At 64.4% G+C, this 16,630-nt stretch carries 15 protein-coding genes; 5 read left to right on the forward strand and 10 right to left on the reverse strand.

Features of this window, described 5'->3' with window-relative positions:
- Positions 1-14 precede the first annotated feature (14 nt).
- Positions 15-158 carry a hypothetical protein gene (locus C5L14_RS30425; RefSeq protein ID WP_181161265.1) on the forward strand — a complete coding sequence of 48 codons (144 nt, stop codon included), beginning with the start codon at positions 15-17 and terminating at the stop codon, positions 156-158.
- A gap of 86 nt (positions 159-244) precedes the next feature.
- A complete protein-coding gene (locus C5L14_RS20465) occupies positions 245-1,891 on the forward strand; it encodes an AMP-binding protein (protein WP_245443448.1) in 1,647 nt (548 codons plus the stop codon).
- 146 nt (positions 1,892-2,037) lie between these two features.
- On the opposite strand, the gene C5L14_RS20470 is transcribed toward C5L14_RS20465, so the two are convergent.
- The 5 genes from C5L14_RS20470 to C5L14_RS20490 form a co-directional block, all read right to left on the reverse strand.
- Positions 2,038-3,276 carry an amidohydrolase family protein gene (locus C5L14_RS20470; protein WP_105863907.1) on the reverse strand — a complete coding sequence of 413 codons (1,239 nt, stop codon included), beginning with the start codon at positions 3,274-3,276 and terminating at the stop codon, positions 2,038-2,040.
- A gap of 2 nt (positions 3,277-3,278) precedes the next feature.
- A complete protein-coding gene (locus C5L14_RS20475; RefSeq protein WP_245443450.1) occupies positions 3,279-4,856 on the reverse strand; it encodes a gamma-glutamyltransferase family protein in 1,578 nt (525 codons plus the stop codon).
- A gap of 266 nt (positions 4,857-5,122) precedes the next feature.
- Positions 5,123-5,398: a DUF1153 domain-containing protein gene (locus C5L14_RS20480; RefSeq protein ID WP_068297942.1), complete on the reverse strand. Its 276-nt coding sequence runs from the start codon at positions 5,396-5,398 to the stop codon at positions 5,123-5,125.
- 129 nt (positions 5,399-5,527) lie between these two features.
- On the reverse strand, positions 5,528-6,814 hold the full coding sequence (locus C5L14_RS20485; RefSeq protein WP_105863908.1) for a chloride channel protein: 1,287 nt from the start codon (positions 6,812-6,814) through the stop codon (positions 5,528-5,530).
- Positions 6,815-6,938: 124 nt separating this feature from the next.
- Complete coding sequence (locus C5L14_RS20490; protein WP_105863909.1) at positions 6,939-7,718, reverse strand: class I SAM-dependent methyltransferase; 780 nt, start codon at positions 7,716-7,718, stop codon at positions 6,939-6,941.
- A gap of 198 nt (positions 7,719-7,916) precedes the next feature.
- Between C5L14_RS20490 and C5L14_RS20495 the strand changes: the two genes are divergently transcribed.
- On the forward strand, positions 7,917-8,735 hold the full coding sequence (locus C5L14_RS20495; protein WP_281062579.1) for an alpha/beta fold hydrolase: 819 nt from the start codon (positions 7,917-7,919) through the stop codon (positions 8,733-8,735).
- Between the two features lie 250 nt (positions 8,736-8,985).
- Positions 8,986-10,533, forward strand: a complete 1,548-nt coding sequence (locus tag C5L14_RS20500; protein WP_245443452.1) for a serine hydrolase — start codon at positions 8,986-8,988, stop codon at positions 10,531-10,533.
- Positions 10,534-10,696: 163 nt separating this feature from the next.
- On the opposite strand, the gene C5L14_RS20505 is transcribed toward C5L14_RS20500, so the two are convergent.
- Both C5L14_RS20505 and C5L14_RS20510 read right to left on the reverse strand, forming a co-directional pair.
- Entirely contained in the window at positions 10,697-11,557 is an 861-nt protein-coding gene (locus tag C5L14_RS20505) for a DMT family transporter (protein ID WP_105863912.1), read from the reverse strand.
- Between the two features lie 26 nt (positions 11,558-11,583).
- Positions 11,584-12,096 (reverse strand): GNAT family N-acetyltransferase, encoded by a 513-nt coding sequence (locus C5L14_RS20510; RefSeq protein ID WP_105863913.1) that lies wholly within the window; start codon positions 12,094-12,096, stop codon positions 11,584-11,586.
- A 108-nt stretch (positions 12,097-12,204) separates the two neighbouring features.
- On the opposite strand from C5L14_RS20510, the gene C5L14_RS20515 reads away from it, so the two are divergent.
- Positions 12,205-13,593 carry a PLP-dependent aminotransferase family protein gene (locus C5L14_RS20515; RefSeq protein WP_105863914.1) on the forward strand — a complete coding sequence of 463 codons (1,389 nt, stop codon included), beginning with the start codon at positions 12,205-12,207 and terminating at the stop codon, positions 13,591-13,593.
- A 61-nt stretch (positions 13,594-13,654) separates the two neighbouring features.
- Here the strand turns inward: C5L14_RS20515 and C5L14_RS20520 are convergent, their stop codons facing one another.
- The 3 genes from C5L14_RS20520 to C5L14_RS20530 form a co-directional block, all read right to left on the reverse strand.
- Positions 13,655-14,455 carry a metal ABC transporter permease gene (locus tag C5L14_RS20520; RefSeq protein WP_105863915.1) on the reverse strand — a complete coding sequence of 267 codons (801 nt, stop codon included), beginning with the start codon at positions 14,453-14,455 and terminating at the stop codon, positions 13,655-13,657.
- Between the two features lie 121 nt (positions 14,456-14,576).
- Complete coding sequence (locus C5L14_RS20525) at positions 14,577-15,365, reverse strand: metal ABC transporter ATP-binding protein (RefSeq protein ID WP_210203268.1); 789 nt, start codon at positions 15,363-15,365, stop codon at positions 14,577-14,579.
- Positions 15,362-16,240, reverse strand: coding sequence for a metal ABC transporter solute-binding protein, Zn/Mn family (locus C5L14_RS20530; RefSeq protein WP_105863917.1), 879 nt, complete (start codon positions 16,238-16,240; stop codon positions 15,362-15,364). Before C5L14_RS20530 ends, C5L14_RS20525 begins: the two co-directional genes overlap by 4 nt.
- Positions 16,241-16,630: the final 390 nt, after the last annotated feature.

Raw genomic sequence — 16,630 nt, forward strand, 5'->3', positions numbered from 1 at the left:
GAGGGTCATGAGCAATGACGGCCGATATGAAGGCGGCGGCGGGCAACGAGCGACGCTGGGAGCGCCTGTCGGACCTGACCACCGATTTTACGTCGTTCCGCCGAATTAATGTGTGTCTTTTTCCAGCCAGCTTGCCCGGCGCGACAATTCCGTCATGATGTCGTCAACCATAAACGAGTTGGGAGGAATCATGACGGCGGTTTCGTCTATGCAACGGCCATGGTTGGCGGCCTATGACGGAGACATGAAACCGCATGTCGAAGAGGTGCCCTACAGATTGCTGGGCGACATGATCGTCCAGAGTGCGCGTGAGGCTCCTCGCAAGACCGCCTACACCTGCGTCATGCCCAACGGAATGCATGGTTCGCTCAGCTATGGCGAGGCCGATCGACTGTCGGACCGGTTCGCTGCCTATCTTCATGGCGAGCTGAAACTGCCGCCGGGATCGCGCGTGGCCATCCAGGCGCCGAACGGACTGGCCTATCCGGTGGTCGCTTTCGGCGTATTCAAGGCGGGCTGCGTGCTGGTCAATGTGAACCCGCTCTATCTGGCCGAAGAGGCGGGTGCGGTCTTCGCCGACGGCGGCATTTCCGTGCTGGTGGTGATCGACATGTTCGCCGACCGCACCGCCAAGGCCCTCGCGACGGTGAAGGTGCCGCATGTCGTTCTGATCAATGCGGCCGAATTCTTCCCGAGCTTGCCGCGCGCATTGATCGGCCTGGTGCAAAAACATGTGCGCAAGGAAATTCCGGCCGCGACTTTCCCGCATATCCGCCTCGCACAGGCCCTGGCGCTCGGCCAGGCCAAGCTCGCGCGCGGCTTGAAGATTGCCGACATCACCGCCAGCATGGACTCGTCCGCGACCGCCTGCCTGCAATATACGGGCGGCACCACCGGCGTGAGCAAGGGCGCCATGCTCACCCATCGCAACCTGATCATGAATGTCCTGCAGGTCCTGGCCTTCGGGGGCAGCGCCTTCAAGCGGGACGATGTGATCATGACGGCGCTGCCGCTCTATCACATCTTCGCTTTCACCGTGAATTTCCTGACCTTCACGGCGTGCGGCGCCCATGTGGTGATGGTTCCCAGCCCCCGGCCGCTGAGCAATCTGCGCAAGGCCTTCGAGAAATATCCGGTCAGCTACATCACCGGCGTCAACACGCTCTATAACGGCCTGATGAACGAGGCCTGGTTCGCCACCCTGCCCAAACCGCATCTCAGGATCTGCATCGCCGGCGGCACCGCCCTGCAGGCGGCGGTGGCCGAGCGCTGGCATAAGATCGTCGGCGTGCCGGTCGGCGAGGGTTACGGCCTGACCGAGACGTCGCCCGTCGTCTGCTTCAACCCGTTCGGTTCGGGACATAACGGGGCGGTCGGCGTTCCCCTGCCCGACACCGATGTCAAATGCGTCGATGACGATTTCAACGAGGTGCCGCTCGGCACGCCTGGCGAACTCGCCGTGCGCGGGCCGCAGGTGATGGCCGGCTATTGGCGCCGGCCGGACGAGACCGCCAAGGTGATGCGCGGCGATTGGATCCTCACCGGCGACATCGCCGTGATGGATGAAGCCGGCTATTTCCGCATCGTCGACCGCCGCAAGGACATGATCCTGGTTTCGGGCTTCAACGTCTTTCCCAACGAGGTCGAGGACGTGCTGGCCAAGATGCCGGGGATCAAGGAAGTGGCGGTGATCGGCGTGCCGGACGGAGCGGCCGGCGAAGCACCGAAGGCCTTCGTGGTCAGGAGTGATGCCGCTTTGACCGTGGAGGCCGTGCGCGCCTATGCCAAGCAGCATCTGACCGGCTACAAGGTGCCGAAATTCGTGGAATTCAGGGACGACCTGCCGAAATCCAATGTCGGCAAGATCCTGCGCAAGGACCTGCGGAGCTAGAACGTTTTGCGATTTGGCGGAATCGCCAGGAATCGCAAAGCCGTGTCGAACCAGCGCGTTGGAGCAATCAAGCGTTTCCGTCCAAACGCGCTTTGCTCGAACTGGGTAAGCTCGACTGCTTCCTGCTTTGCAGCCCGGCGGCATCACTATCCTCGACGAATGATCTCCGGCCTCGTCGTACGGAATGTCGTACGGCCGCGCTTCCAGCCGCGTATCACGCGGCTGTTCTCGCGTATCGCCTGTTCGGGCGTCACGCAGTCGATCAATACGATGTCGGCTGCTGCTCCGACCGATAGGCCGGATACGCGCTGCATTCCGCGTGCTGCAAGGGGACCGATCATGTCGAAGACGAGCCGCAGATGCTCGGTGCGCGAAAGCTGAATGACATTGGCATAGAGGTTGGCCATGCGAAGGAGTGAGGCATCACCAAATGGTGTGAAGGGGTTGAGAATATTGTTGGTGGCGATCGAGGCATTCACACCCCTCGAAGCCAGAATATGGGCCGGAGCGACCCCACGCGGCACCAGTCGCTCATACTCGCGGCCATTCAGGAACAGGTCGGTGGCCGGCAGGGCCACCACGGCAATACCGGCCTCCCGGAGCCCTGCAGCGATCGCTTCAACCTCGTGCGGCGGTCGCGCCGAAAGGCTCGTCATGTGGCCGAGCGAGACGCGTCCCTGCCAGCCGCGCCGCATCGTTTCCTTCAGGACGACGGGCAAATTGCTCTTTTCGGGTGCGAGATCGAAATCGAGGTGGAAGTCGACAGCGACGCCGTGCGCTTGCGCGAGGTCGAAGATCAGGCTGATTTGTCCAGCCGGATCAGGATCGGTGTAGGGAGCACCACCCACCAGATCCGCTCCGTCCGCCAGGGCCTCCTTCAACAAACCTAGCGTTTCCGGCTCGTTGGTGAGCCCTTCCTGCACGAAGGCGCAGATCTCGATGTCGATGGCGAACGCGTAATCCCGGCGAACGCGTTTGATGGCTTCGAAGGAGCGTAACCCGGCCCGCGGATCGACTTCGACGAAGCTGCGCATCGCCATGGTGCCTTGCATGATGGCCTGCTCGACGACGCGAGCGGCCCGTGCATAGACATCCGCCTCGGTGAAGGACGCCTTGGCTCTTGCCGTCTCGCGCACCGCCTCCGCCAAGGTACCCTCGCAGATGCGGCAGCGATCGAGGATACAGGCTTTGTCCAGATGGATGTGGCTGTCGACGAAGCCGCCGCAAGCCAGCGCACCTTCGGCATCGACGATTTCAACCGCTTCACCACGAAGCTCTCGACCGATCGCGGCGATCGAGCCGCTGCGTATCGCCAGGTCGACCGGTTCCTCACTGGTCGGCAGGCGGGCATTGCGGATCAGCAGGTCGGCTGGGGAAATGTCCATCGTCAAAGACCGATCGCCCCGCCATCGCTGCGCGGATCATGCGCAGCGATGATCGTCCCGTCAGGTCGGAGGCGAATGATGCCGGCATGTCCGCCGAGTTGGCTGAAGGGTTCGATCCGGCCCACCTGATGTCCCCTGTCCGCAAGCTCGGCAAGGAGCGAGGCTCCGGCATGGGCCTCTATCTTCAGGCTGTCGCGACTGTCCGAGAAGGTGCGCCCCAGAAGGAAACGCGGCCGGGATAGGGCGGCAAGCGGATCGAGCCCGTGGTCGATCAGCAGCGACAGCAGCAGAGCGAGGGTCTGCGGCTGTCCGTCGGCGCCTTGAGTGCCGTAAAGCAGGCAGGGACGCCCATCCTTCAAGGCAATGCCGGGGTTCAACGTGTAGAAGGGACGCTTGCCGGCCCTGATGCAGTTCGGGCTCGCTGGATCGAGGCTGAAGGCTGCGCCGCGGTTCTGCCATAGGATGCCCGTGTCGCCGGCGACGACACCGCTGCCCCAGTCGAAATAGAGGCTCTGCAGCATGGCAGCGCTCCTGCCCGCGCTGTCCGTCGCCGCCAGGAAGGCCGTGTCGCCGGTCTTGAAGGGAGGCGGCCAAGGCGCCGCCTTGTCGAGATTGATCGAGCGTGCCTTCGCAGCCAGGCGGCGCGCATCGAGCAACCGCGCGACATTCACGTCTGTGAAGGCGGGGTCGGCGATCGACGGGCGATCGAGGAAGGCCTGTTTCACGGCTTCCACGAGGAGGTGGTAGAATTCGGCCGAGGCTGGGTCGAGCCGGGCCAACTCGAAGGAAGACAAGATAGCCATGATGGCAAGCGTCGTCGCGCCTTGTGTCGGCGGCGGCGGCGCAAGAAGGGTCAGGTCGCGATAGTTCTGCGCCAGTGGCTGCTCACGCAGTGTGCGGGTGCTGGCGAGATCCGCAGCAGTCAGGGGTGAACCGGCGGCTCGCAGGCCCGACGCGATGCGCGCGCCCAGCTCGCCTTCGTAAAACTCGCGCACGCCGTGATCGGCTAGGGCGCGCAGCGACCTCGCCAAGGTCGGCTGGCGCTGTATGCCATTCTGGAAGAAGACCTCTTGGAAGCCAGGCCATTGCGTGACCTCGCTTCCGCGGAAACGATACCAGAATTCCTGAGAAGGGCTGACGTCGAAGCCGTTTTGGGCCAGCGCGATGGCGTCGTCGAGCAGGCCAGCGACGGACAATCGGCCCTGCCACTGGCTGTGGGAGTAACCGAGGACTTGTCCCCAACTGTCGACGAGGCATGCCGTCGTCATGGCCGAAAGCGGCCCGCGAAGCGGGATGACAGACAGATCGGGGATGATTCCTGCCGACTGGCCAATGCCCAGGAAGACGGTGGCAGAACCCGTGCGATCGGCAACAAGCCAGACCGCGTCTCCGCCGAGACCACAAAAATGTGGATAGAGGACCGAGAGTGCCGCGCTCGCGGCAACCAGCGCCTCGATGGCGTTGCCTCCCCGCTCGAGGATCTTCGCCCCGGCCTTTGCGGCGAGCCAGTGCGGCGCGACGACCATGCCCCCGCTCGACGTCGCGTTCTCGCTGGGTCCCTGCCGCTGGACGGTCTTCATGCAATCGCCGCGATTGTGTGAACAGACCTCCAGTCAAGCAAGTTCCGGGCCATTTCCGGCGTAAGCGTTCGAACTCTTCCAGGCCCGACGTCGGTGCAGCCGGCGGAATCCCGGCGATGGGACAGACGACAGCGAAGCGTTCGCAGCGTGTGGCTCGCCGCACGACAAAAAAGAGCAGATTGCGGCTTTTGCTCATCGCAATCTGCTCTTGGACTGTCGTATCCGCTGCAAGCGGAAAGAGCTGGCCGGAAGGCCTGACCCCGCGTCTACTGCCGATAATGCTGGATGCGCGTGGTGCGCAGGCCCGCCAGGCCATGGCGATCGATCGAGGCCTGCCAGGACAGGAATTCCTCGGTGGTCAGCACATAGCGGTTGCAGGCCTCCTCGAGGCTCAGAAGTCCGCCGCGTACGGCGGCGACCACTTCTGCCTTGCGCCGGATCACCCAGCGCTGGGTGCCGGGAGGCGGCAGGTCCGCAACGGTCAGGGGGCTGCCGTCGGGGCCAATGACATATTTCACCCGAGGGCGAAGAGTTTCGGTCATGGGTACGCTCACACAATTCGAATGACCATGTGAGCTGCAGGCTAGGGGCGCTCGCTTAAAAATTGTTGAAGGAAATTTAGAAAAGCCATTGATCTGGCTTCGATCATTGCAATTCGCCAACAAGCTGAATCAGGCCTTAACTTCGTCGGCATCTGTTGGTTTGCCTGGCGGCAGAAAGGGCTTGGCCAGGGCATGGTAGAGTTTCTCCCCGCAGATGAGGGCGGAGACGCCGTCGGCGATGATGGCGGTCGCCAGCAGGGGCAGCACCATGGCGCGGCTGTCCGACATTTCGGAAATGATGATCACGGCGGTGAGCGGCGCCCTGACCACGCCGACGAAATAGCCGATCATGCCGAGAAGCACGATGGCGCCGAGCGGCTGGTCGGGAAAGGCAAGGGCGATCAGGTTGCCGACCCCTGCACCGGTGGCGAGCGAGGGCGCGAAAATCCCGCCCGGTACGCCGGATAGCACGGTGATCAGGCTCGACAGGAACTTGGCCGGCCCGAACCACAGCGGCTCGGCATGGGATTCCACCAGGCGGCGGGCGACCTCATAGCCGGTGCCCCAGGTTGCCCCGTGGCTGAGAATGCCGAGGACCGCAACGAGAAGGCCGCAGATCAGGGCGAGGCGGATGGGACGGCGGCGCAGGGCTGCGATCGGGGCGAGGGCTGTGGCGCCGAAGGCGAGGACCAGCCGCGAGAACAGGCCGCCGGTGATGCCGCCGATCACCCCGGCCAGCGGTGCGATGAGCAAGGCGGCGCCGAGCGGCAGCGCTTCGTGCACGGAGCCGAAATAGATGTAGTCGCCGGCGATACCCAGGCTGACGAGGCCCGAGATCATCACGGCCGCCATCGCCAGCAGGGCGAGGCGCTGGTGATAGGAGGCCGCGAGTTCCTCGATGGCGAAGGCGATGCCGGCGAGCGGCGTGTTGAAGGCAGCCGAAACGCCTGCCGCTCCGCCGGCGATGATCACGGCGGGCGAGAGATCGATTTTCAAGAGGCGATGCATGAAGGCCATGAGGGCGGCGCTGATCTGCACGGTCGGTCCCTCGCGGCCGACCGAGGCGCCGACCAGGATGGCGCCGACCGTCGCCGCGAATTTGAAGACGGCGACCTTCATGGAGATCAGCCCGGCTGCGACGGCGTGACGGGGATCGCGGGCGCCGGCACTCACCTGAGGAATGCCGGAGCCCCGCGCTGCGGGCGCAAAGCGTCGTGTGAGCCAGGCCAGGAGAGCGAGCCCCAGGGGCGTCACCACCAGTGGCGCATAGGGGGCCTTGTCGACCATCAGTTCGAACAGCTTCGCGGCCTGGTCGGCTGTCCAGGTGAAGGCGAGGGCGACGAGGCCCAGAATGACGGCGCCGATGGTGGTGGCGGTGCGGCGGCGCAGCAATATTGGAAAGTCGTCAGGAATCATCGGGTGACGGGGTCCTTTGCTTCCCTTCTACACCCCCGGGACCTTATGACGGCAAGCAAGAATGGGGATCGGGTCCGAAGACCCAGCGGGCGGCAGGATGCAGGCGAATTGCCCGCTGCACCGCCTAATCGCTCGCCCTCTCGGCGCTGATGATCCATGCGCGCGAGTCGAAAAGCACGCCGTCGGCCGTCATATGCGCATCCAAAAGATCGCGCAGCCGCTGCAGGGGCCGATCCGGCGGCTCGTCCGTGCGCGCGACCGTATCCTTCACCAGATAGAGGCTCGAGATGGCATCGAAGGCGGCATCGACATTCGGCCCATAGTAGACCGGCTCGTCCACTTCGGCGAATTCGATCGAGGTGAAGCCGGCTGTGCTCAGAAGCGCCGTGGCCACGGCAGGGTCGCCGAGTGAAAACGGCTTGCCCGCATCAACGGAAATCACCCCTCCCGGAGCCAGTGCCTGCCTGATGGCGCCGGACCAGGTGTTGCGCTCCTGGCTCTGCCACACCATCCAGGCCAGACGCCCCGCCGGGCGCAGGGCCCGCGCGATATTGGCAAAGGCGGCGGCGGGGTCCGCAAAGAACATCACCCCGAACCGGCTGATGCACAAATCGAAGCCGCCGGCCGGAAAGTCGTGGTGCTGCGCGTCGCCCTGTTCGAACACGACGTTTTCCAAACCTGCCTCCAGGCAGCGCTGTCGCGCGATCGCCAGCATTTCGGCAGAAATATCGACGCCGACGACGCCCGCTTCCACAGCGATGCTGGCGGCATCGCGCGTGGTCTGGCCCGCACCGCAACCGATATCAAGCACCCGGTCGCGTCTTCCGACCCTGGCGGCAGCCTGCAAATGCCGGTTATGCCGGGACAGTTCCGCGTCGTAGAAATCGGCACATTGCAACGCCATCGGACTCACCGGGTTTCGTCGTGGCTATGGAAGTCGCATCCCGCTGCCGAATTGCCCGGCTATCCAGGCCCTCCGCCATAAACTGATTGCATATCAGAACCAGATATGCAATGTCAGATCCAGTTGCAGTATGCAATCAGAAGGGGCGTGCTCATGCAACGGACCGGATCATGCCGCATCACCGGGAAGTGCGTCGACATGAAAGCCGCGAAGCTTCAGACGGAGGCTTTCGGCGCGCCGTCCGACCCGCCCATCGTGCTGATCATGGGGATGATGGCATCGATGCTGTGGTGGCCGGAGAGGTTCTGCAGGGAGCTGGCCGATCGAGAGCACTATGTGATCCGCTACGACCAGCGCGACACCGGCCTTTCCACCCACTATCCGCAAGGTGCGCCCGGCTATTCTTCCAGCGATCTGGCCGACGATGTCATGGCGGTTCTCGATGCTTATGGCCTGGAGGCGGCCCATCTGGTCGGCATGTCGATGGGTGGCTTCGTCGCGCAGGAGGTCGCTTTGCGACACCAAAGGCGCGTGCTTACGCTCACGCTGATCAGTACCTCGCCGCTCGCGGTCGAGGGCCTGCCGCCCTCGACCAAAGCCTATCGGGAGCATTCCGCGACGGCCGAGGGGATCGACTGGTCGGATCTTGGAGCCATCGCCGATTTCCTGCGCCGCGATGCCGCCATGCTCGCCGGCACCCGGCATCCGCATGATGCCGAGGCCGTAAGCGCGCTGATCGCGCAGGACATGGCCCGGGCACCGTCCTTTGCCAGCGCCACCAATCATTTCGCGCTGGTGAGCGGGGAGGGGCAAGCAAGGCTGCGGGCCTGCGATCTCACGATGCCGGTCCTCGCGATCCACGGCACGGCCGATCCGCTGTTTCCCATCGCGCACGGGGAAGCCTTCGCGACGGTGGTATCGAAGGCACGGTTGCACCGGATCGAAGGCGGCGGACACGAGATTCATGACAGCGACATTGACGAGATGGTGCTGGCCATCGCCCACCATGCGGCATAATGCCTTGTTCGGCGCGGCAATCGCGCCTTCTCCGCCCTGAACTCGTAGTAATTTTCATACAACGTACTGTGCTGATCGAATACAGACCGGCGCGCTATTTCACGCTGGCAAAAATAAACTGAAAAGGGCAGGGTGACCGGAGTCTTTCTCCTATCATCGAAAGAATTCGGCGATGCTGAAGTGCCCCCAAGGTAGTAAAATTGCCTTCCGACTTCGGCATGCGCTGGCGACGGGCGTCATTGCCGGCGCGATGACACTGTCGGCCATGGCGGTCGCGCAGTCGCTCAAGCCGGAAATCGGGCCGTCGCCGCCCCAGGATGCCATGCCGCTCTATAAGGGCGGTGTCGACAGGGCGGTCGGCCGGCTGCCGGACATCGTCCGCGATATCATGACGAAATCGCAGGTGCCGGGTGTTGCCGTGGCGGTCGTGCATGGCGGCAGGATGGTGTTCGCCAAGGGCTATGGCCAAAAGGTCAAGGGCGATTCCAGCAGCCCCATCGACGAAAACACAGTGTTCCAGATCGCCTCGATCTCCAAATCCGTTTCGGCGACGATTGCCGCCATCGCCATGACGAGGGGCGGCAAGGCCGGCCGGCCCCTGCGTTGGGATGATCCGGTGCGCAGCTATCTGCCGGATTTCATCCTCGGCAACGATTATGTCTCGGCCCAGGCCACCATCGGTGATTTCTTCGCCCATCGCTCGGGCTTGCCGGAGGCGGCCGGCGACGACATGGAGGATCTTGGTTTCGAACGCCGGGACATTATCCCCCGGCTGCGCCTGTTGCAGCTCAATGCCTTCCGCACCTCTTATCACTACGCCAATTTCGGCACCACGATCGGGGCCGAGGCCGTAGCCGCCGCCATGGGCGAGCGCTGGGAGGTGCTGGCGTCACGCCTGCTGTTCCAGCCTTTGGGCATGGCGTCGACCAGCTATCTGCACAAGGACTTCGTGGCGCGGCAGAACCGGGCCTTGCTGCACGCCTTCGTCGGGGGCACCTTCAAGCCGGTCTATGACCGCAATCCCGACGAACAGGCCCCGGCTGGCGGTGTGTCCTCCAATGTGGTGGACCTCGCCAAATGGCTGCAATTGCTGCTCGCGGGCGGCAAGCACGGCAAGGACACCATGGCCGCGTCCACGGCGCTGCTTCCTGCGCTGACGCCCCAGGCGGTGAACGGGCGCGGCGCGGCGCTCGACGCGCGCACCGCCTTCTATGGCTATGGCTTCAACGTGAACGTCAATGCCAATGGCCGGACCTCGATGGGCCATTCGGGCGCCTTCCTGCTCGGGGCGGGCACCACTTTCCAGATCCTGCCCTCGGCCGATGTCGGCATCGTCGTCCTGACCAACGGCGCGCCGGTCGGCGCCGCCGAGGCCATCGCGGCGCGCTTCATGGACGTAGTGCAATATGGCGAGGAAACGCGAGACTGGTATCCCCTCGCGCATCAGCACATGATGGGCTTCTTCAAGCCGGTCGGCGATCTCGTCGGCAAGACGCCGCCTGCCCATGCCAAGCCTGCCAGGCCGCTTGCCAGTTATGTCGGCGCGTATGTGAGCCCTTATTTCGAGGTCGGCACCGTACAGGTCGAGGGCGACCATCTGATCGTGCTGCTCGGGCCGCGGCTGATGAAATTCCCGCTCAGCCATTGGGATGGCGATGTCTTCGCCTTGAGACCCGGCGGCGAGAATGCGCCGGAAGGCTCGGTGTCATCGGTCAAGTTCTCGGGGGAGGGAAGTGGCCCGAGGACGATGGTGATCGACTATCTGAATGCCGAAGGGCAGGGCAGTTTCAGCCGATGATCGCCTCTCCGCCCCCGCCCTGACCGTCCGAAAGGAAAAGCCCGCTCGAGAGCGGACCCGGAGCATAGTACCGAAAAGCGGACGCCGGTTTTCGGCATCACGCTTGCCGGGGGCATGCCGCCGCAGGGGAAGCGGCGGGATCGTATCGGCCATGGCGTGCGCGTCAGGCGTAGCGCTTGGCGCCGGCGACGCAGATCACCACGCCCGCGGCGACGGCCCACACTGTCAGGCCGACCTGTTCGTGCAGCAGCAGCGCGGCGAGAGCCAGAGACATGAAAGGCTGCAGCAATTGCAGCTGGCCGACGGCCGCGATGCCGCCCTGGGCAAGGCCGCGATACCAGAAGACGAAGCCGATCAGCATGGAGAACAGCGAGACATAGACGAGGGCCGAAAGAGCCGGCCAGCCGATGGCGCCGAGATCGGCGGGCAGCCACCAGATCGCCAGCGGCAGCATCACCGGCAGGGACAGGATGAGGGCATAGGAGATCACCTGCCAGCCGCCGAGATCGCGCGACAGCCGGGCGCCCTCGGCATAGCCCAGACCGCACACCAGGATCGAGGCCACCATCAGCCCGTCGCCCCAGGCATTGCCGGCGGCGCCCTGGCCGAGGGCATAGGCCGCCACCATGACCGCGCCGGCAATGGAGAATACCCAGAAACCGAGCCGCGGACGCTCGCCGCCCCTGAGCACGCCGAAAATGGCGGTGGCAAGCGGCAGGAGGCCGATGAAGACGGTGGCGCGCGAGGAGGTGATGCTCTGCAGCGCAAGCGCCGTCAGCAGGGGAAAGCCGACCACGCAGCCGATGGCGACCAGGCTCAGGGAACCGAGCTGCGAGGCGCGCGGCCATTTCTGCCTGAGGACGACGAGAAGGGCGATGCCGAGCAAGCCGGCGATGGCGGCGCGCGCCGTGGTCAGGAAGAGCGGCGACAAATCATGCACGGCGACGCGGGTCGCCGGCAGCGATCCGGAGAAGATCGCCACGCCCAGGAAACCATTGAGCCAGCCTGCCGACTTGTCGTCCATTTCCGTATCTTTCGTATCTCGTTTCGTCAGCCGGCAAGGCGGCGGACATAGAATTTCGTATCGACCGCCATGAGCGGGAAGCTGGCGGGCAGATCGTGCCGGGCGATCTCGGCAAAGCCGTTCTTCTCGTAGAAGCGATGGGCGGCCAGGAATTTGGCCGTGGTTCCCAGGAAGATGTCCTCGACGCCGCTTTCGCGGGCGTCGGCCAGCAGATGGTCGAGCAGGCGCGAGGCCACGCCGTGAGGCCGGCCGCGATAGGGAGCAGCCACGAACATCTTGCGCAAGGCGGCCTGCGGCTTGCCGACCTCATCCAGGCCGATATCCTTCAGGCCGATCGTACCGATGATGGCGCCCTCGTGCTCGGCGACCCAGAACCCGCCGCGGCCGCTCTGATAGAACGAGGTGATTCCGAGCAGGTCCGGCTGCTCGCCTGCCGTGATCTCGATGCCGAATTCCTCGCGCTGAATCGGGAGAATGAGACGGAGTATGTTGTCGCAGTCGGCCGGTTCGAAGCGCCTGATGCGGATGGCATTCGTCATGGAGAAACTCTCGAATATTCCGGTTTCTTGTTCCAGAATCGCGCTGGCGTCGACAGAGACAGACCGATACAATTGATCTGAACTGTACTGGGTCATGGAGAGGTACGGATGCTGGACCAAGCCGGTGGTTCCACCCTGATCGAGGCGACGATGACGGAGATCCGCCGCCTGATCGCCACGGCGCCCGGCGCGCGCCTGCCTTCCATCCGCCGCCTTGCCCAACGGCAGGGCGTATCGAAATCGACCGTCGTCGAGGCCTATGACCGGCTGGTCGCGCAAGGCGCCGTGGCTGCGCGGCCCGGTTCGGGCTTCTTCGCGGCCGGCCGCATTCGTCCCTTCGCCTTGGCGGAAAGCGGGCCGAGCCTCGATCGCGCCATCGATCCGCTCTGGATCTATCGCCAATCCCTGACGCAGCAGAAAAGCGCGCTGCACCCCGGTTGCGGCTGGCTGCCCGATTCCTGGCTGCCCGAGGACATGGTCCGGCGTGGGCTTCGCGCGGTGGCGCGCGACGAGACCACCAATATCTCCACCTACAGCGTCCCCCAGGGGCTGCGCTCCCTGCGCGAGCATCTGGCCCGCCGCTTCACGGAGCGGGGCCTGGAAGTGGAGCCGGCCGCGATTCTGCTGACCGATTCGGGCTCGCGCGCCATCGACCTCGTCTGCCGCTTCCTGATCCAGCCCGGCGATGTCGTGCTGGTGGACGATCCCTGCTATTTCAACTTCCAATCGCTGCTGCAGGCGCAGCGGGCGCGCATCGTCGGCGTGCCCTATACGCGCCAGGGGCCGGACCTCGAGCGTTTCGCCGGCCTGTGCGCCGAACATCGTCCCAAGCTCTATCTCACCAATGCCGTCCTCCATAACCCCACCGGAGCGACGGTGAGCGTGGGCACCGCCCATCGCCTGCTCAACCTCGCCGAACAGTATGATTTCATTCTGGTCGAGGACAATATCTTCGCCGATTTCGAGGCCCGGCCCTCGCCGAGCCTGGCGGCGCTCGACGGTTTCGAGCGCGTCATCCATCTCGGCAGCTTCTCCAAGACGCTGACGGCGGCCTTGCGCTGCGGCTATATCGTGGCGCGCGCCGACTGGATCGAAGGATTGACGGATCTGGCGCTCGCCACCGGCATCGGCTGCAGCGATGTCGCGGCCCAGACCACGCTGCGCCTGCTTACCGATGGCAGCTATCGTCGCCATCTCGACGGCCTGCGCCCGCGCCTCGCCAAGGCGATGGCCGCGACGGCGGAACGGCTGGAGGCCTGCGGCCTGCGCCTGTGGCTGGAGCCGCAGGCCGGCATGTTCCTATGGGCAGAACTGCCGGAGGGGCTGGATTCGGCGGTGATTGCCCGCAGGGCGCTGGAGCGGGACGTGGTGATGGCACCGGGCAACGTCTTCAGCGTCTCGCGCAACGCCGCGCGCTTCCTGCGCTTCAACGTGGCGCAATCGGCCGACAAGCGCATTTTCGATGTTCTCGCCGAGGTGATGGAGAAGGAGAGATAGCTTCGGAGCGTCGACTTCCGGTCGACATTTCCGTCGCAAGCGGCTCACCTCCAAGAATCGGTCAGGAAATCGACATGCCGGCTTTTCTCCGCCACAGGCCCGCCGCGAGATAGGCGAGCGCTCCCAGGGCCGTGATCCAGAAGCTGGTCGGCCAATCGGTATAGAAAGCCAAGATCAGACCGATCCAGGCGATGGCGACCGCCAGGGCGATGGAAATGAGCAGTCCCTGCTGGACGCGATGGCTGATCCGCAACGCGGCCGCCGCGGGCGCGACCATCAGCGCGAAGACCAGAAGCACGCCGACGATCTGCATTGCCTCGGCCGTGGCCAGGGCGACGATCACCATGAACAGGGCCGAGATGCGCGCGGTCGACAGGCCCTTGGCCTCGGCGAGTTCGGGCTGCAGGCTGGCGAACAGGAGGGGGCGTCCGATGGCGCCAAGGCCGATCAGGCAGAGGAGGCCGAGGCCGGCCAGAATCCAGACCGTGCCAAGGCTGACGCCGAGCACATTGCCGAACAGGAGATTGGTCACCGCCCCGGCATAGGCCTTGTAGAAATAGAGAAACAGCAGGCCGATGCCGAGCGAGAGGGTGAGCACCATGCCGATGGCGACGTCGCGATGGGCGCGCTCGCCCAGCAGGCCGATGCCGATGCCGGCCAGAACGGTGAAGACGGTGAAGCCCACAAAGGGCGAGAGGCCAAGAAGTGCGGCGCCGGTCGCGCCGGGAAAGCCGACATGCGCCAGGGCATGGCCCGCAAAGGTTTCGCCGCGCAGCACCAGGAAATAGCCCACGGCTCCGGCGACGATCCCGACGATCGTGCAGGCCATGAAGGCGTTGCGCATGAACTCATACTCGAACATTGCAGGATTTCTTTCCTGGGACCGTCGGCTTCCAGCCGGCTCTTGGAACCATTGACCTTACAGGCTGGGAAGAGCCGGCTGGAAGCCGGCGGTCCCAGGAGGATGCCTGCTCTCCCAGATTTCACCCAGCATGCACATGGCTTTCCAGCTCGCCTTCCTCGGCCATCACGAAGATGCGGCCATTGACGCGGGCCACATGGATGGGCGTGCGGTAGAGATCGGACAGGACATGGCGGTTGACAACCTCGTCGACGGTACCGATCGCGGCCCGGCCATGGCCGAGATAGAGCACCTGATCGACGGCGTTGAGCAGCGGGTTGATCTCATGGGCGCAGAACAGCACGGCGATGCCGCGTTCCGAGGCGACCTCCTTGATCAGTTCGACGATGCCGCGCTGATGGGCCGGGTCGAGGCTGGCGAGCGGCTCGTCCATCAGCAGCAGCCTCGGATTGCCGATCAGGGCCTGTGCGATCAGCAGGCGCTGGCGTTCGCCGCCGGAAAGCTGGGAGATAGGCCGGCGGGCGAGGTCGGCGGCGCCGACCCGCTCGATCGCCGCCCAGGCCGCTTCCTTGTCGGCCGCCGACGCGAAGGGCCAGCCCCACCGCGTGCCCTCGATGGCGCCGAGCACGAGTTCGTAGCCGCTGAGGCCGAGCTGGGCGGCGCCACGGCGCATCTGCGGCATGTAGCCGATCTTGGGATTGCCGCGTCGCGGTGCTTCGCCGAGCACGCTGATCCGCCCGGCCTGAGGCGTGACCAGGCCGAGCACGGCGCGCATCAGCGTGGTCTTGCCGGCGCCGTTGGGACCGAGCAGGCCGACGAACTGGCCTTCTGCAATGGAAAAGGAGACGCTGGACAGGATCCGGCGCCTCCCGAGGGTCAGGCTGACTTTCTCGAAACCGACAGCACTCACTGGGTCAAACCGGATAGGGCCAGATCCACCTGGCTGAGCTGTCCATCGAACCAGGCCTGGATCGCGGTGCCGGCCGGCATGGTTTCGGTGACGCCCACCACCGCGACCTTGTGATCCTTGGCAATCTGCAAGAGCCGCTTCGTGGTCTCATCGGTGACCTGACTGTTGTAGAACAGGATCTTGGCCGAGCCGTCCTTGAGGCTGTTCTCGAAGGCGGCGACCTGGCTGGGGCTCGGCTCGCTGTCATTCATGATCGCGGTCTGGAAGTCCTGGTTGAGCATCTTGAGGCCGAGGGCATCCGCCATATAGCCGAAAACCGGCTCCGTGGCGGTCACCTTGACGTCCTTGTACTTGGTCTTGATCGCATCGACCTGTTTCGTCAACTCGGAGAAGGACGCCTCGAACTTGGCGAGATTGGCTTTGTAGTCCGCGGCATGGGCAGCATCGCGCTTCTCGAGTTCGGCGGCCAGTGCCGAGGCCACGGCCGGAAACGTCTTCAGCTCATACCACAGATGGGGATTGTCGCCCGCCTTGTGCCCGGTAAGCTCGGCGGCGACGATCGCCTTGCGATCCGGGTTGGCGGAGGCGGAAAGCAGCTTGTCCATCCACGGATCATAATCGGCGCCGTTATAGACCACGATCGCAGCGGTCGAGAGGGCTCGCGCGGTGGACGGGCTCGATTCGAACAGATGCGGATCATCCTCGGGATTGGAAAGGATGGAGGTGACCTCGACATGTTCGCCCCCGATCTGGCTGGCGAGGTCGCCATAGAAATTCTCGGCGGCGACGACCTTGATCTTCTCGGCGGCAGCGGCCGGGGAAGGCATGATCGCTGCCGCGGCCATCAGGACGGCGGCAAACATCATCGAACGCATCGTAATCTCCGTGACATCAGAAGGGGCAGCCTGCACGCTTTTGCAGAGGCTGAAATGTTATAATGTAACAATCCTTGATTAGCGGGCGAAACGAGGGATGTCAATTGCATCCGGCCGGATTGCCCCGAACACAGGACTTCGACTTCGGATTAGTGACATCCCCGGAAGGCGGGTTCCGGATGCGCGGCATCTCGTCCATTCTTGGAAACGCGGAATTCGCGGCATAGGAAGAGGCGCAAGATGCCCGCGTACCCGGAAATGACGCAAGACGCGCACTCCAAACTTGGGCGACGCTCACCTGAACTCGATGCCCCCGGCCCTGCCTTGCCCACCGGTTGCACTCGCCTGTAACCCCCGATACATCTCCGAGGCGCTATAAAGCTGCTACAA

The organism is Labrys okinawensis (genome assembly GCF_002982075.1).
GTDB lineage: Bacteria > Pseudomonadota > Alphaproteobacteria > Rhizobiales > Labraceae > Labrys > Labrys okinawensis_A.

Coding starts and splice junctions, on each gene's coding strand:
- C5L14_RS30425 (WP_181161265.1), top strand. CDS start 15: ATGACGGCCGATATGAAGGCGGCGGCGGGCAACGAGCGACGCTGGGAG.
- C5L14_RS20465 (WP_245443448.1), top strand. CDS start 245: ATGAAACCGCATGTCGAAGAGGTGCCCTACAGATTGCTGGGCGACATG.
- C5L14_RS20470 (WP_105863907.1), bottom strand. CDS start 3,276: ATGGACATTTCCCCAGCCGACCTGCTGATCCGCAATGCCCGCCTGCCG.
- C5L14_RS20475 (WP_245443450.1), bottom strand. CDS start 4,856: ATGAAGACCGTCCAGCGGCAGGGACCCAGCGAGAACGCGACGTCGAGC.
- C5L14_RS20480 (WP_068297942.1), bottom strand. CDS start 5,398: ATGACCGAAACTCTTCGCCCTCGGGTGAAATATGTCATTGGCCCCGAC.
- C5L14_RS20485 (WP_105863908.1), bottom strand. CDS start 6,814: ATGATTCCTGACGACTTTCCAATATTGCTGCGCCGCCGCACCGCCACC.
- C5L14_RS20490 (WP_105863909.1), bottom strand. CDS start 7,718: ATGGCGTTGCAATGTGCCGATTTCTACGACGCGGAACTGTCCCGGCAT.
- C5L14_RS20495 (WP_281062579.1), top strand. CDS start 7,917: ATGAAAGCCGCGAAGCTTCAGACGGAGGCTTTCGGCGCGCCGTCCGAC.
- C5L14_RS20500 (WP_245443452.1), top strand. CDS start 8,986: ATGACACTGTCGGCCATGGCGGTCGCGCAGTCGCTCAAGCCGGAAATC.
- C5L14_RS20505 (WP_105863912.1), bottom strand. CDS start 11,557: ATGGACGACAAGTCGGCAGGCTGGCTCAATGGTTTCCTGGGCGTGGCG.
- C5L14_RS20510 (WP_105863913.1), bottom strand. CDS start 12,096: ATGACGAATGCCATCCGCATCAGGCGCTTCGAACCGGCCGACTGCGAC.
- C5L14_RS20515 (WP_105863914.1), top strand. CDS start 12,205: ATGCTGGACCAAGCCGGTGGTTCCACCCTGATCGAGGCGACGATGACG.
- C5L14_RS20520 (WP_105863915.1), bottom strand. CDS start 14,455: ATGTTCGAGTATGAGTTCATGCGCAACGCCTTCATGGCCTGCACGATC.
- C5L14_RS20530 (WP_105863917.1), bottom strand. CDS start 16,240: ATGCGTTCGATGATGTTTGCCGCCGTCCTGATGGCCGCGGCAGCGATC.